Raw genomic sequence first — 13,971 nt, 5'->3', positions numbered from 1 at the left:
TGATTTTGCCAGCGACGGCGCACGACGTCCAATTCATTTGTCGTATCAGGCAGATAACTTTTGCGCATTGTGGGCGTTGGACATGCTGCCCGCTGTGATCACGATGTCGCGGACCTTGTCGATAATATCGGAAAGATCGCTGTTGGATCGCCGATGGATCAAGGCAATACCCATCGGCCAATTCATGCCCGGAATATTAAGGATGCGAATATGGTCGCGGGCGGGGCTATGCAGACAGAAACGGCGTGCCATGATGCCGTAACCCGCACCGGCGGCAACCATTTCGATTTGTAATTCAAGGGCGGAAACTTCGAGCACGGATTTAAAATCGATCCCGTTTTTGCGCGCCCATGCTTTGCCTAGGGCGCGGAATACACAGCCTTCGGGCATCAGGACCATGGGTTTTTGGGCCAATTCGTCGATGGTGGTCGGCGGGGTTTTGACCGATTTCGGGCCAATTGCAACGATTTGATCATCAAGCAGTTTTTCGCTGTGTAAATGGGCCGGAAGATCGCGGCTGAGATCAATGCCGACATTGCCGTGAAGGCCATCAAGCGACAGCATGGCGTCAATTTCGCCGCGGCGCAAAAGCGGGAGTAATTCGGTTACCCAGCCGCTTTTTATCGATAAGGCGATGTCGGGGAAGGATTGATGAAGTTCGCGCAATTCCGATGCGGCCATGAGCGGCGCGACACCGTGGCTTAGGCCCAGTCGAAAGGGCCCTTGCGTCATTTTGTCGCTGGTGACGGTGGTATTGAACCCTTCGAGACGACGCAAAAGATCGCGGGCTTCGCGCAGGGCACGATGGCCCGCTGGTGTGGGTTGGAGGGGCTTGGTTGTGCGGTCAAACAATGATGTGCCGATTTGCTGTTCAAGCCGTTGGACACGGCGACTAACCGCAGGCTGGGTCAGGCCCAGCCGGTTGGCGGCATTATGAAAGGACTGGGCGTCGGCAACGGCAATCAAGGTTTCAAGTTCGCGGGTGTCCATGGCGCATTCCTGACCGGTCAACGATCATGAAATTGTCGCGCAAAACCAAACGTCATACAAGAAATCTATCATAAGTTGATTTTGATGCATTTTACGCATCGCAATCTTTAATCGGTTTGGGCGTTTTTGAGTTTGTCTTTATAGACGACAGATGCCGCCGTATAGCCGCCTTCGCCACCATCCAAGAAATGGAAATGGGCGTCATTGGTGATGGAGGGCACGATGCAGGTCATGATCGCCGATTGTTGGCGATGGGTGCCAAAATAAATATCGCCGCGCTGTTCGGCATCTTGCAGATAGCCGTCAATGTCATCGGCCAGTTCTTTGCTGCAATTGACCGTCATCCAAAGGCCATCGCCGAACTTTTTAAAATCGGTGTTGTAACCGGTATAGTCGCGGTAGCGTTTGGGATCAAAATCGCCCAGTTTCCAGCCGGTTTTCATCAAGATGAACGCCACCAGCGCGATATAAAGGGCTTTGAACCAGGCCTTTATATAGCCGCCTTCGATATGTGCGGTGGCCTCGGCTTCAAGGCGTACACCCGATGGTGGAAAGGCAAAGTCTGGCCCGTCTTTGGGGATGGGGCTGCTATTGCGCGGGCCGCGTTCAAGGAGCTTAAACAGCCCGGTGGTGACAGCTTCGAACTTTGCCAAGTCGGATCGCGGTTGGACAATGATCGAGACGATTTTATCGGTGCCCTCAGCCGTGATGGGTGACCAGCGACAGGATAAACCGGTGAGATCAGGGCGTGTGCCGGGTGGGGCGGGTTCAACGGCGTTTTCGCCGTCTTTCATGCGGTCTTCGGCCCATTTTAGGCCCTTGCCATTAAACATGGCATAGGCAACCGGCTGAGACACGGCATAGCGGGCAACACGCACATCCCGGCCCGTGGCCCGGATATCGGCAATCGAAATCAATGCGACGCGCAGATCAAAATCAAGGGTTTCAGCAGCCCACGTTGCGGTGGCGGCAAGGGCTTGGCGCACGGCATCGATTTTATCGGGCGGGCAGGCAAAATTGGCCCCGTCACCGCCAAAAATAAATGGATAGTCCGAATGGCCCAAGGCGTTGCTGACCGCACAAATCACCGATGCGCCAACGATGTTCACATCCTTAAACCGGCCGTCTGCGATGGCCTTGGTCGAGCCGACAATATCGGATGTGCCAATCCACCAGTCATCGGGAAGCGGTTTGTAAACCGAGCGATCAAGACCCTGGGCAAAATCATCAAAGACCGGAATATCAAGATACGCATTGGTCACGGCATGTTTCCATGTGAAATATTCGGTATCAGGCACGATTGCCCTGACCAACATGTTGATGGCAAAGACTGTTTTCAAGAGTCCATGCGTCCATGCCCGCCCGATTTACACCCCGGTCATGTGATCAATAATGGGGGGGCGGTGCGTCGTCTTCGGGGGCGGTGCGCAGGAAATCGACCATCTGTTTGACATCGTCGGTCATTAATTTATTGCGGCGTTCCAAAAGGTCGATGCGGTCCCACTGGCTTTTGATCATGTCAGACAGGTCATTAATGACGGTGTCCATGTGGGCGATCTTGGTTTCAAGATCGGTAATGCGGCTTTCCGCGTCTTTGTGGCTCATGCTGGTATCTTCTGGAAATGAAATTAATGAGGCGTTGCGACAGTTCCTACCCTGTGGCAGGAGTGAGGTCACCCTAACATATTTTGTGAGCTCATGACCGATTTATCCGTGCTTGTTTTCGTGGTGATGATTTCGGGCCTGATTGCGCTTTATGCGATCCGGTTAAAGGCGGTGCCGATGCCCAGTTTTGCCAAGGCGCGGTCTGAAATCATCGCCTATATCCCCAAGGATACCAAAACCCTGACCGATTTTGGATCGGGGTGGGGGGATTTGGTGATTGATATTGCGCGTAATCGCCCCGACATCGCGGTGACCGGGATTGAGCTTTCGCCCGTGCCCTATGCGATCAGTCGAATGCGTGCGGTGTTGGCGGGCAAGCCCAACCTGACGCTGATGCGCGGGGATTTTCGCACCTTGGATCGCGATCCGGGCGATGTGGTGGTGTGTTTTCTGGACCCGCGCATTATGGCCGATGTGGGGAAGGTGCTTGAATCGCGGATGGCCGAGGGCGCGATTGTGATTTCGCGCGCCTTTGCCATTCCCGGCTGGCAAGCGTTTGGCGAGGTGCCGATGAAATCGGGATCAGATTATTTGTATCTGTATCGGATCGGGCGTCATCGCGCTGCATAGGCCGCCATTTGGCATAGCGGGATGCGGGGCATAGGTGCGCGCGGTGGTTGGCGCATCAGCCGCCCAGCATGGTGTTTGACGTAATTTCATGCTGCGCGGCAGGGTGCGTTTTGTCGTTAGTCTTCTTCGTAGACTTTGATCAGGGCGGAGTGATCAAGATTGCCGTCGCCCATGGCAATCAGTTCGTCATAAAGCTCGAGCGCCAATCGTGAGAAGGGCAGTTCAAGGCCCAATTCGCCCTCGGAAAATTCAAGCGCCTGATAAAGGTCTTTGCGCTGGGTGACAGCCTTGCCGCCCGGTTCGAAATTCTGTTCGATCATGCGTTCGCCGTGTTTTTGCAAAATCGTTGAATCGGCAAAGCCACCGGTCAAGGCTGTGCGCAGTTTGGCCATGTCCACGCCCGCTTCGTCGGCCATGGAGAAGGCTTCTGAGACGGCACCAATGGTGATGCCGACAATCATTTGATTGGCTGCCTTGGCAATTTGGCCCGCCCCGACATCCCCGACATGGGTGACCCGTGACCCCAACACATCAAAGACGCGTCGGACACGGGCGAAATCTTGTTCATCGGCCCCGACCATGATCGACAGGGTGCCGTTTTCAGCCCCAACGGTGCCGCCCGAAATCGGGGCGTCAATCCAACTGCCACCGGCATCTTCGACCGCCTCGGCAAAGCGCCGCGTGGCTTCGATGGCGGTGGTGCCCATATCGACAACAATGGTGCCTTCTTCGATGCCGTCGACAATGCCGTCTTCGCCAAGAAGCACGTTTTCAAGGGCATCGGTATCGGCAACGCAGATGATGACGATGTCCGCATCGGCAGCGGCATCGGCAGGGGTGCCTGCGGTGGCAATGCCCTGATCCTCAAACGCGTTGAGGGTTTCGGGGTTGCGGGTGTTGACTGTCAGGACCGCACCGGCTTTTTCAAGGTTTAGCGCCATTGGGCGCCCCATTAAGCCAAGTCCGATAAATGCGATATTTTCCCCGGAAAGAGCGGTCATGATAGCAGTCCCTCATTATCGGTGGTCAAACGCAAAGGCGCGTTCAAAAAAGGTACAAAGATACCTACGTGCACAAATATCCTTGCGTCTTATGACGCAAGGATGTGTCGGCAAGTTGGCAAGGCCATATCACATTGTGGCATCGCGGGTCTGTAACCTAAATTCAACAGACCCTTATAAAGCTGCAATTAGGGGATTTGTTCCCGATGCGCTTTTGGCGTGCCCCACATTTCGATCCATGGTCTTTGCGCAATTTTCGATGAGTACAGCGAACAGGGATGTGGTGTCGTGGTGGTTAGAAATCGCCCGGTCGGACATAGCGCGCGGCCATGGCGCGTTCGATTGCGGCCCCTGCAAGACGATCAATATCAAGCTTATGACGCAGCAGTTCGAGCATGCGCAATTCTTCCTGACTGATTTCACCGTCCGACAAGACAATCTCGCAAGCGAAGACATAGGCAGTTTCGCGCAGCTTACGCGGCAGGGCGTCGCGGATCATGTTAAGCGCGCGATCCATCCCGTCATCTTCGCTCATCAGTGCGGCGCAGTCGCGCGCGACACTTGTCACTGCGTCATTGTCAAAACCAGCGAAAATCGGAAGATACCGAACCCGTCGACCCATCGCCGAAAGTTCGGCATCGGTGATGTCGTTGTCCGATGCGGAAACCATAACCATGGTGTAGATCAAGGCATCATGATGCGTAATCATGTAGGGTTCTCCTTATCCAAGACGCTTGCTTGGCTTTTAGTACGCAAAAGCATGTCAATCGGGATCACCCGAAAAGTGTCGATGCATGTGTCCCAAGCGTTTGACGGAGAGCAAAACGCAATGTGACACGCGCTAGACAAGAAAAAAGGTAAGCCGATAATCGCCGTCGGGCAACAGTTAACCGATTAAACTTTCTTGATTTTAAGGATTGCGTAGGGAAATCGCCGCATTCTAGACGTGCTGATCGTTCGGGGTATTTCGCGGTATCGTTGAGAACAGCGTTTGGGGATATAATAAAAAAGACACAGGTGCAAAAGAATAGCAAAAACACCGTAAACGGGTAGGGTTTCGGGAAAAATGCCTTTGCACGCGATGGGGTAGAAGTTTATGGTCGCGCAGCGATAACAACGATGACGAATAAAGCGGGTATGGGAGACATCAACCCAATCAATTCTGCGGGAACCCTTGCGGAACTGATCAGAAATTTGCGTATGCCATCAGGTGTCTATGACCCTGTCGGTCAGCGTGCGCTTGTTAACGCGCCGTGGTCTTTGTTATGTCCATCCAAAATCGAAGCCGAGGTCTGGCACGATGTTAAGGACCTTGGTCGGCTTTCAACAATTCTGTCCGATTTGCCTGATGAAATCAGCAGCACCAGCGGCTATTACAGTCGCCGGGGGGAAGATGATGGTAAGTCGGTTATTCTTTTTGCCTGGACCCAGCTGGTTCAGGGCCAAGAATATGTGCGGTTTTTGGTGCTTGATACCAAGGCCCCGTTTGGGATCGGATCGCTTGTTTCGCCGTTGCCGGTTCTGATCTTTGAGAAAGATGGCGGTTTGGCCTGTGCCAATAAGGCCGCCGAACGCATTTCCATGGATATGGGGTTTGCATCCCCGCTTTCGCTGGCACATCCAAATGATCAGCGCGCTTTGTTTGGCGCCGATGGCCCGCAATTTAACGACGATTTTGCGCGTACTGTTCATTACGGACAGCGGTTTTTCGTGTGGCAATATATGACGTTGCTTGGCACCGATTATGTTGTTTTGTTCGGCCAAGAACGCACGCGCGAAGAAAGTTATCACCGCGCCCTTCGTCATGTTGTGCACGGCATTGTCGATGTGAACGCGCAAGGCACCCTGATCAGTGTGACCGAAGAAACCGCCACCCTGTTTAATTTTGACTCGGTCCGGGACGTTGTGCAGGCCTATTCGCGCCATCCTGAAACGTTTTTTGCCGATGATGCTGATCGCATCCAATTGCGCCGCGATCTTTTGGCGGGCACCGGTGTGCATGGCCGCGATGTTGAAATGCGCCGGTCCGACGGCAGTCAGCTTTGGGTGCGGTTTAACGCCACTGAAATTCATGCCGAAGGTGGCAAGTTGCTTGGTTATAGCATCACGGTCACCGACATCACCAAAACCCGTCAGGCGGAATACGACCTGCGGCGGCGTCAGGAACGTTATCGCGCGTTGGTTCAAACCGCGGGCAGCGTGATTATGTTCCTGGATGCCGATGGGCGCATTCTTGAATATAACCGCGAATGTGAATGGACGTTTGGCTATTCCTGGATGGAAGCCGCCGGGCAGAACTTTTTTGATTTCCTGTTGGTGGAAGAAGACCGCGACCGGGTGCGCATGGCCATCCGTCGGTTGTTGTCGGGTGAAATCATCAAGGACGAGGTGTTTTCGTTTAAACGGCGCGATGGCGATATCCGGCTTTTGCAATGGAATGCGCGCGCGCACTTTGGCGAAGACGGCGATGTGGCCGGGGTGATTTGCATCGGTCAGGATGTGACCGAAAAACTATCGATTGAGCGTGCCTTGCGGCTTGCCGAAGAAAAGTATCGCGGCATTTTCGAAAACTCCGCCGAGGGTCTTTATCAAAGCAATCCGCTGGGCAGTGTTTTGTCGGCCAACCCGGCACTGGTTTCGATTTTGGGGTATGGCTCGGTCGAGGAATTGCTGGCCCAAAATCAGGAGTTACACCGCCATTACTTAAACCCGGTCAGCCGATTTAGGATGGCGGGGCGGCTGTTGCGCGATGGCTATGTGCAGGGCTTTGAAACCGAACTTCGCCGCGCCGATGGCAAAATCATCTGGGTCGAAGAAAATGCCCGTCTTGTGCGCGATGAAAACGGACGACCGTTGGTGGTTGAAGGATCGATCACAGATGTCACGGGCCGTAAACGCAGCGAAGCCCGCATTCAGTTCCTGGCCCATCATGATGGGTTGACCGGCCTTCCGAACCGGACCCTGTTTCAAGAACGTCTTGCCCATGCGGTTGAAACCAGCAAACGCGACCGGCGCAATTTCGTTTTGATGATGTTTGACCTTGATAACTTCAAGGACATCAATGACACGCTGGGCCATCCGATTGGCGACCTTTTGCTGCAAGGTGTTGGCGAGCGGATGCGGGTTTGCCTGCGCAACGAAGATGTGGTTGCGCGTTTGGGCGGCGATGAATTTGCGGTTCTGATCCATGAACCGGGCACGGTTGAGGAAATTACCTTTGTCGCGCAGCGTTTGATCGAACGCGTGTCCGAGCGGTTCATGCTTGATGGCAATGAAGTACAGGCGTCAACATCAGTCGGGATTTGCTTGTATCCGCAAGACGGGCGCGATGAAAAAGACCTGCTGCGCAATGCCGACCTTGCGCTTTATTGTTCCAAGGCCGAAGGGCGCAACCGGTATCATTTCTTTGAGCCGCGGCTTCAGGTTGAGGTTCAGGAACGCAAAGCCATGGAGCGCGATCTGGGCCATGCGATTGAGCATGACGAGCTTGAGCTGTTTTATCAACCGATCATGGATATCACCCGCCATCAGATCATTGGCATGGAAGCATTGGTGCGCTGGTTTAGCCCGTCACGCGGCGAAGTCAGCCCGGTCGAGTTTATTCCGGTGGCCGAACGTATGGGCATTATCGCCGATATCGGCAAATGGGTCTTGTACCGTGCGTGTATGCAGACCAAGGCATGGTTCGATGCGGGCTATGGCGATTTGACGATTTCGGTCAATTTGTCACCGCTGGAACTGGCCCGGCACGAAGATTTGATCGAAAGCGTTGGCGATGTTTTGGAACGATCCAAGCTTAACCCCCAGCAGCTTCAATTTGAAGTGACCGAAGGGGCGGTGATGGATAATCCGCGCGAGGCGGCCATCACGCTTGGCATTTTGCGCAACCAAGGCATGCGGATTGCGATTGATGATTTCGGTACGGGCTATTCATCGCTGGCGTATCTTAAACGGTTCCCGGTCGATAAGATCAAGATCGATCGATCCTTTATCATTGATATTGATAGCTCCGACGGGGATGCGGCAATTGTCCGCGCGGTGGTGTTCCTGGCCCGGTCATTTGGCATGGCGGTCAATGTCGAAGGGGTCGAAACCGAAACCCAGCTTGAATATATCGCATCCGAAGGGGTGGATGAGGTGCAGGGCTTCTATTTCAGTCGGCCCATTCCGGCTGGTGATATGGAAGTGTTGCTTAAGGCCAATGTGGCTGGTGCGACCACACTTCCGGTGAAAACATCTGGCCCGGCCTTATAGGTTTTTTTGATCGGGCGTTAACGACCAGCGCCGAATGCGACGCAGCGATCAAAACGCACAAAGTTCGAACCTAGTTTGAACATTATCAGGCCCGCCAAAGGATATTGGCGGGCCTGTTTTTTGCGAGATGTGCAGATTAAGCGGCGGACTGTTCGCACAGATTGCCAGCCCGTTCACACAGCTTTTCGCGGTTGATCTGAACCCGACAGCCAAAGACAGGATTTTTGGAAATCACGCCTTGGCGTTTGAGGTCGGCAATCATCCGGCTTGCGGTTTCGGTGGTGGTCGCGATGATGCTGCCCAGCTTTTCTCGGTTGGGCAGGGCGACTTCGTCCTTGTTTGCCGCCCATAACAGGAACCGGCAAATCCGGCGCATGGCCGACCCTGTGCCAAAGCTGATCTTAAGCTGCTGACCATCCATGACTTCGCTTGCCAAAAGCGACATCACGGCGGATTGCATGCGCGGATCGTTTTGCTGTGCGATGCGGAGCCGTTTGATCGCAATGCGCTTAATCACAGATGGCGCAATGGTTTCGATCATCAGTGACGGCGTCGATACCGCCAGCATTTCAAGGCCGATCAAATCGCCGGGGCGATAGACCCGACACACTTGTCGTTCGCCGTCTTGGGTGTATTGGCAGCGCATGGCTAGCCCACTTAGAACCAGATGGGCATAGGTTCCGTCTTCGGCATGGTGGCCCAAGCAGGCGTCTGACGGCAGGGTTAAAGCAGCTGGTTCTGCAAGTTTTTCAATTAGGTTTAAGGCGTCTGCTTTGTTCATGGGTTTTCCCCCATTGGCAAAATGGAGATACGCGGCAAGGCGGGTCGCGTATCGACACCAGTCTGTGGACCCGGCATGGCATCCGGGAACTGCCCCAAAAAAGGGGGCAGATATCGCTGTTTTAAGGGATCACGACAGATACACCGATGGCGTTAAGTGCCAAGATTGTGCACCCAATGCGACCTTATTTCAGGGGATCGTCGCCCGATGGTCGTTGGGCCGTGCGGATCTGAATTTAAAACAGGCTTAGATAAGATTTAAATCGCGTGGGGCGGTGCGCGCGGCGAGGCAGCGATGGGGCAAAAACCGTGCAGCCGTGCCGTGATATGAAGGGCGGTTACCTTGTTAGAAAGCTTAACCCGATGCACCATCGGCAGTTCGGGTTCAACCGGCATGCCCACCGCATGATTGCCAAGGCCGCAACTGGCACACTGGAACCCTTCATAGTTGCTTGAACTATGCGGGGACGGACGGCCGTTTTCGGCGGCTTCTGCCGGGATCGAGATCGTTTTGATCCCGTTTGCGGTACAGATGATCAGCGGGACATAGGTTTGGGCGCTTTCCGACTGTGCGCTGGCTGCTTTGTGTACGGTCGCCGCCAGGGCAACAGGGGCGTGCATGAAGCCGAACATCACCGAATGCACAAGCAGCAACCACCCCACAAGAAGGGAGAGCATGCGACGGGCAACCGATATGTGATTTCGGACAACGAACACGTCTTTTCGATCCATATTGGAAAGATACGGATTTTCAATAGACCTTTGATGACCGCATGTCAAAGGCCCGATCTGTGAACCAGTTCCTTGTTTTTCTTTATAATCGTTCTGAAAAGACGGGCTGATCGCCGCCATCGGGCGTCACGTGGTTTTTTTAGGGATGGATGGGCCGGTCGAGAAACGGAATATGGTCACCCCGGCAATGGCAATACTGCCCCGGACAAGGGCGAGAAAATCAGGTGTCATCGCACTTAGACTCCATACCCGTACGATGGCAGATATTCCCAGCATTGAGGTCAGCCCACGCCGTGACATGCCGTCAGGTAATCAGATCGATAAATGCGGTTTCGTAGTTTGGGATTGATCTTCAAACCTGGGCAATTCGCGACCTGATTAGACCTTTGTCCGAAGGCGGGTATATATGCCTCGCGGTTGGGGGCGTTTGGGCATAGGGTTCTTTGATCGCACAGTTATGAAGAGTGATGAAGTTCTTGGAATTGGCGCGCATTGGCGCCCAGTAGGTCATCAGCGGAGACCGCCATATGCCCGTGCCCAAACCAAAAACACCCACGCCCAAAGCAGACAGTGGTGTGAAATCCGCAGATAAAGCCAGCTGGACAGCAGCGCATCTGAATGTTGCGGTGCTGGTTTTAACCGTTGGTGCGATTGTCCTGCATTTTGCCCTGATGCCGTTTGCATGGCCACGGGTGATGGGATTTGATCTGATCAATTTGCCGCTGTTTGCCATCGTTTTGTTTGGTGGCGGGGTGTTGGTGGCCGAGATCATCGCCAAGGTGCTGAGCCGCGATTTTGGTGCGGACTTTTTGGCCGTGCTGGCCTTTGCCACTGGGGTTGTCCTTGGTGAATATCTGACGGCAACGTTGATTATCTTGATGCTGAGCGGCGGGCAGGTGCTTGAAGCGTTTGCCATGCGTAAGGCGTCTTCGGCGCTAAATGCGCTGGCCGATCGGATGCCGACGGTGGCACACCGCAAGGACGGCGAAGACATTACCGATATTGCGCTTGAGGAGATTGCGGTTGGGGACTTGATCGCGATTTTCCCCCACGACACGGCCCCGGTTGACGGGGTGGTGGTCGATGGGCATGGCAGCATGGATGAAAGCTATTTGACCGGTGAACCTTATGTGGTGGCAAAGGCACCGGGCGCGTCCGTTTTGTCGGGCGCGATCAATGGCGATGCGGTCATTGTCATTCGTGCTGAACGCCGCGCCGATGAATCACGTTATGCCCAGATCATGCAGGTAATGCAGGATGCGGAGCAAAAACGCCCGAAAATCCGCCGGATTGGGGATCAGATCGGGATATGGTTTGCACCCTTTGCCCTGCTGGTGGCGGGATTGGCATGGTATTTCAGCGGGGATTCTGTGCGATTTTTGGCGGTGTTGGTGGTGGCAACGCCCTGTCCGCTTTTGATCGCCATTCCGATCACGATCATGAGTGCCATTTCCATGGCGGCCCGGCGCGGGATCGTAATCCGAGATCCAACTGTGCTGGAACGTTTGCCGACCTGTCGCACGGCGATTTTTGATAAAACTGGTACATTGACCTATGGCCGCCCGGAATTGGTGGAAGTGTTGCCCGCATCCGGTCATTCCCAAAGCGATGTGTTGCGCTTTGCCGCCAGTCTGGAACGGTATTCCAAGCATCCCTTGGCGGTGGCTGTTTTGGCCGCAGCGAAGGAGCGCAATCTGGCGCTTGGCGATGTTGGCAAGGTATCGGAAAAGCCGGGGCAGGGATTGGTTGGGGTGGTGGATGGTCATGATATTGCCGTGACTCACCGCAATAAGCTGGTAAAGGCCGATCCGGGCATGGCCGAGATATTACCGCCCAGTGTCAGTGGGTTGGAATGCGCGATTATGATTGATGGGGCATATGGCGCGACATTTCGGTTCCGCGACAGCCCGCGGGTTGAGGGGCGCGATTTTGTCGGGCATCTGGGGCCGGTGCATCATTTTAAAAAGATCATGTTGCTGTCGGGCGATCGCGAAAGCGAGGTCAGCCACCTTTCAAAGTTGCTCGGCATTGATGAAAGCCTGGCATCGCAAACGCCCGAACAAAAAGTCGCAATTGTGCGCCGTGAAACCGCCAAGGCCCCGACATTGTTTATGGGCGATGGCATCAATGATGCCCCGGCCTTGGCGGTGGCAACCGTCGGGATTGCCTTTGGCAAACATAGTGCGGTGACCGCCGAGGCGGCCGGTGCGGTCATCCCGGAAAGTTCGCTTCAGACTGTCGATGAGCTTTTCCATATCAGCACGGCGATGCGTGTGATTTTGCTGCAAAGTGTGATTGGCGGGATGGTGTTATCCACTCTTGCCATGGGGTTTGCGGCGATGGGCTATATCAGTCCGGTGATGGGGGCGGTGCTTCAGGAAGGGATTGACGTGATTGCGATTGTCAATGCGCTGCGTCTTGCCATCCGTCATGACATCCAGGCCGACATGACCGGGAATGACGCCGGGGATTAATCGGGCGGTGCGATTGGGAATACGCCATAAAAAAACGCGGCCCGGATTGGGGCCGCGTTTTGTCATAGGCGTTTGAATTGGCTGAGTTGATCGGGTGTTAGGCCCGGCTTTCGCGCAGTTTACGTTGCGGCAAAACCACCAGATAGCGATCAAGCAACCAAACCACGATCATGGATGCGCCAACGGTCGGGTAAATGATCCCGCCAATGGCAAGGATGGCGGTTACGACGGCGAGCTTGCGGGTGTCACGCGGCATTGGCGGAACACCCAGCGCACCCGACGGGCGGCGTTTCCACCACATCACCCCTGCCGAAATCGACATGAAGATGATCAGGGCACAGACCGCCAAAAGGCCAAGCTGATTGGCGACGCCAAATTCCTGACCCATGTGGATATTGATCGCCAGTTCCATCAGTCTCCCAAAGAACCCGTAATCGTGATAGCCCATGTCAATCAGCGGGCGACCAGAATATTGATCAAGGTGAATGACCCGTTGCTGATCAAGGTCATTGGGGTAAACGGATGCACTATAAACCCCGGTTTCGCCACGCGGCATCGCCACGGTATAGCCCGGTTTAATGCCCATGGCGTTGAAGTCGGCAATGGCGGCATCAATGCCAATCGGTTTTGGTTTGACGGCGTTTTCGGCGGTTGTATTGCCATCGACCGATTGCGGCAGCGGGATGTTTTCGTTGGTCCAGCTTGTATCGCCAAACGCATCAATCATCGGCACGGTCGACAGCGGCACATCAACACGCACACCAGACGGATAGCCGTTTGGCGTGCCATTGGCGAACTTGTTGGCATATTTGCCCCAAAGCGGGGACCAGAACATGCCGGTTGCCGCCATGAACAGGATAAATACGCCGATGAAAAGCCCGGTCACGGCATGGGCATCGCGCCACCAAATCCGACGTTTTGGCGTATCACGCAAAGAAACAACGCCGCCCTTTTGCGCGTTGCGCGGCCACCAAAGATACATGCCGGTCAAAACCAACAGAACGACCCAACCCGCCGCAATTTCAATCACGTAATTGGGGATGGTGCCAAATTCGACCAAGCTGTGAATATGGCGCACCGTCCACATCAAGGTGGTGCGATCAGGCATGTGACCAAGCACTTTGGCGTTATAGGGATCAACATAGACCGCTTCGCGCGTGCCTTGCTCGGTCGTCATTACGATTTCGGTGCTGCGATCCGCAGAGGCGGGCGGGGTGACCTTAGCCGGGCTGCCGGGTACGACTTTTTGTGCGGCTTCGATTTGTTGTTCCATCGACACCGGGGTGCCAGATGTATCTTCGACGAATTTCAGATCGGAATGATACCAGTCGTCGATTTCATCGCGGTAGATATAAGCCGCCCCCGTGATCGACATCATGATCAGGAAGGGCAGAACAAAAAGGCCCGCGTAAAAGTGCCAGCGCCAGACAGCGCGATACAGGCTGTTATTGCCCTTGTTGCCATCTGCAACCGCGGCAGAGGAATTGGTAGATTGGGTCATTGAT

The 13,971-nt window shown here is 54.6% G+C and carries 11 protein-coding genes; 3 read left to right on the top strand and 8 right to left on the bottom strand.

The genetic code is table 11. The features are described 5' to 3' along the window. Nucleotides 1–45: 45 nt before the first annotated feature. The 3 genes from HCZ99_RS06625 to HCZ99_RS06615 form a co-directional block, all read right to left on the bottom strand. A complete protein-coding gene (locus HCZ99_RS06625; protein WP_167446171.1) occupies nt 46–990 on the bottom strand; it encodes a LysR family transcriptional regulator in 945 nt (314 codons plus the stop codon). Nucleotides 991–1,097: 107 nt separating this feature from the next. Then, complete coding sequence (locus HCZ99_RS06620; RefSeq protein ID WP_368484237.1) at nt 1,098–2,288, bottom strand: DUF3095 domain-containing protein; 1,191 nt, start codon at nt 2,286–2,288, stop codon at nt 1,098–1,100. Nucleotides 2,289–2,376: 88 nt separating this feature from the next. Continuing rightward, a complete protein-coding gene (locus tag HCZ99_RS06615) occupies nt 2,377–2,595 on the bottom strand; it encodes a SlyX family protein (protein ID WP_167446170.1) in 219 nt (72 codons plus the stop codon). Between the two features lie 93 nt (nt 2,596–2,688). Between HCZ99_RS06615 and HCZ99_RS06610 the strand changes: the two genes are divergently transcribed. Further along, nucleotides 2,689–3,225: a class I SAM-dependent methyltransferase gene (locus tag HCZ99_RS06610; RefSeq protein ID WP_167446169.1), complete on the top strand. Its 537-nt coding sequence runs from the start codon at nt 2,689–2,691 to the stop codon at nt 3,223–3,225. 116 nt (nt 3,226–3,341) lie between these two features. Here the strand turns inward: HCZ99_RS06610 and HCZ99_RS06605 are convergent, their stop codons facing one another. Beyond that, on the bottom strand, nt 3,342–4,226 hold the full coding sequence (locus HCZ99_RS06605) for an NAD(P)-dependent oxidoreductase (protein ID WP_167446168.1): 885 nt from the start codon (nt 4,224–4,226) through the stop codon (nt 3,342–3,344). A 295-nt stretch (nt 4,227–4,521) separates the two neighbouring features. After that, on the bottom strand, nt 4,522–4,935 hold the full coding sequence (locus HCZ99_RS06600) for a tellurite resistance TerB family protein (protein WP_167446167.1): 414 nt from the start codon (nt 4,933–4,935) through the stop codon (nt 4,522–4,524). 410 nt (nt 4,936–5,345) lie between these two features. On the opposite strand from HCZ99_RS06600, the gene HCZ99_RS06595 reads away from it, so the two are divergent. Continuing rightward, the gene (locus HCZ99_RS06595; RefSeq protein WP_254869495.1) at nt 5,346–8,480 is read left to right on the top strand and encodes a sensor domain-containing protein; all 3,135 of its coding nucleotides are present in this window, start codon (nt 5,346–5,348) and stop codon (nt 8,478–8,480) included. A 136-nt stretch (nt 8,481–8,616) separates the two neighbouring features. Here HCZ99_RS06595 and HCZ99_RS06590 read toward each other — a convergent pair whose 3' ends face one another. Both HCZ99_RS06590 and HCZ99_RS06585 read right to left on the bottom strand, forming a co-directional pair. Further along, nucleotides 8,617–9,261 carry a Crp/Fnr family transcriptional regulator gene (locus HCZ99_RS06590; protein WP_167446166.1) on the bottom strand — a complete coding sequence of 215 codons (645 nt, stop codon included), beginning with the start codon at nt 9,259–9,261 and terminating at the stop codon, nt 8,617–8,619. A gap of 257 nt (nt 9,262–9,518) precedes the next feature. Then, nucleotides 9,519–9,938 (bottom strand): DUF2946 family protein, encoded by a 420-nt coding sequence (locus tag HCZ99_RS06585; RefSeq protein WP_254869494.1) that lies wholly within the window; start codon nt 9,936–9,938, stop codon nt 9,519–9,521. A 581-nt stretch (nt 9,939–10,519) separates the two neighbouring features. Here HCZ99_RS06585 and HCZ99_RS06580 point away from each other — a divergent pair. Then, nucleotides 10,520–12,466, top strand: coding sequence for a heavy metal translocating P-type ATPase (locus HCZ99_RS06580; RefSeq protein WP_167446164.1), 1,947 nt, complete (start codon nt 10,520–10,522; stop codon nt 12,464–12,466). A gap of 97 nt (nt 12,467–12,563) precedes the next feature. Here the strand turns inward: HCZ99_RS06580 and HCZ99_RS06575 are convergent, their stop codons facing one another. Further along, nucleotides 12,564–13,967, bottom strand: a complete 1,404-nt coding sequence (locus HCZ99_RS06575; protein WP_167446163.1) for a PepSY-associated TM helix domain-containing protein — start codon at nt 13,965–13,967, stop codon at nt 12,564–12,566. Nucleotides 13,968–13,971 lie beyond the last annotated feature (4 nt).

Source organism: Thalassospira lucentensis (genome assembly GCF_011806425.1).
GTDB classification, from domain to species: Bacteria; Pseudomonadota; Alphaproteobacteria; order Rhodospirillales; family Thalassospiraceae; genus Thalassospira; species Thalassospira lucentensis_B.
Note: the sequence above shows the minus strand (reverse complement) of the source record. Positions and strands in the feature narration are given on the sequence as shown.

Bases quoted from the DNA above. Each gene is read 5' to 3' on its own strand.
- HCZ99_RS06600 (WP_167446167.1), bottom strand. From the start codon at position 4,935: ATGATTACGCATCATGATGCCTTGATCTACACCATGGTTATGGTTTCC.
- HCZ99_RS06605 (WP_167446168.1), bottom strand. From the start codon at position 4,226: ATGACCGCTCTTTCCGGGGAAAATATCGCATTTATCGGACTTGGCTTA.
- HCZ99_RS06580 (WP_167446164.1), top strand. From the start codon at position 10,520: ATGCCCGTGCCCAAACCAAAAACACCCACGCCCAAAGCAGACAGTGGT.
- HCZ99_RS06595 (WP_254869495.1), top strand. From the start codon at position 5,346: ATGACGAATAAAGCGGGTATGGGAGACATCAACCCAATCAATTCTGCG.
- HCZ99_RS06610 (WP_167446169.1), top strand. From the start codon at position 2,689: ATGACCGATTTATCCGTGCTTGTTTTCGTGGTGATGATTTCGGGCCTG.
- HCZ99_RS06615 (WP_167446170.1), bottom strand. From the start codon at position 2,595: ATGAGCCACAAAGACGCGGAAAGCCGCATTACCGATCTTGAAACCAAG.
- HCZ99_RS06575 (WP_167446163.1), bottom strand. From the start codon at position 13,967: ATGACCCAATCTACCAATTCCTCTGCCGCGGTTGCAGATGGCAACAAG.
- HCZ99_RS06625 (WP_167446171.1), bottom strand. From the start codon at position 990: ATGGACACCCGCGAACTTGAAACCTTGATTGCCGTTGCCGACGCCCAG.
- HCZ99_RS06590 (WP_167446166.1), bottom strand. From the start codon at position 9,261: ATGAACAAAGCAGACGCCTTAAACCTAATTGAAAAACTTGCAGAACCA.
- HCZ99_RS06585 (WP_254869494.1), bottom strand. From the start codon at position 9,938: ATGCTCTCCCTTCTTGTGGGGTGGTTGCTGCTTGTGCATTCGGTGATG.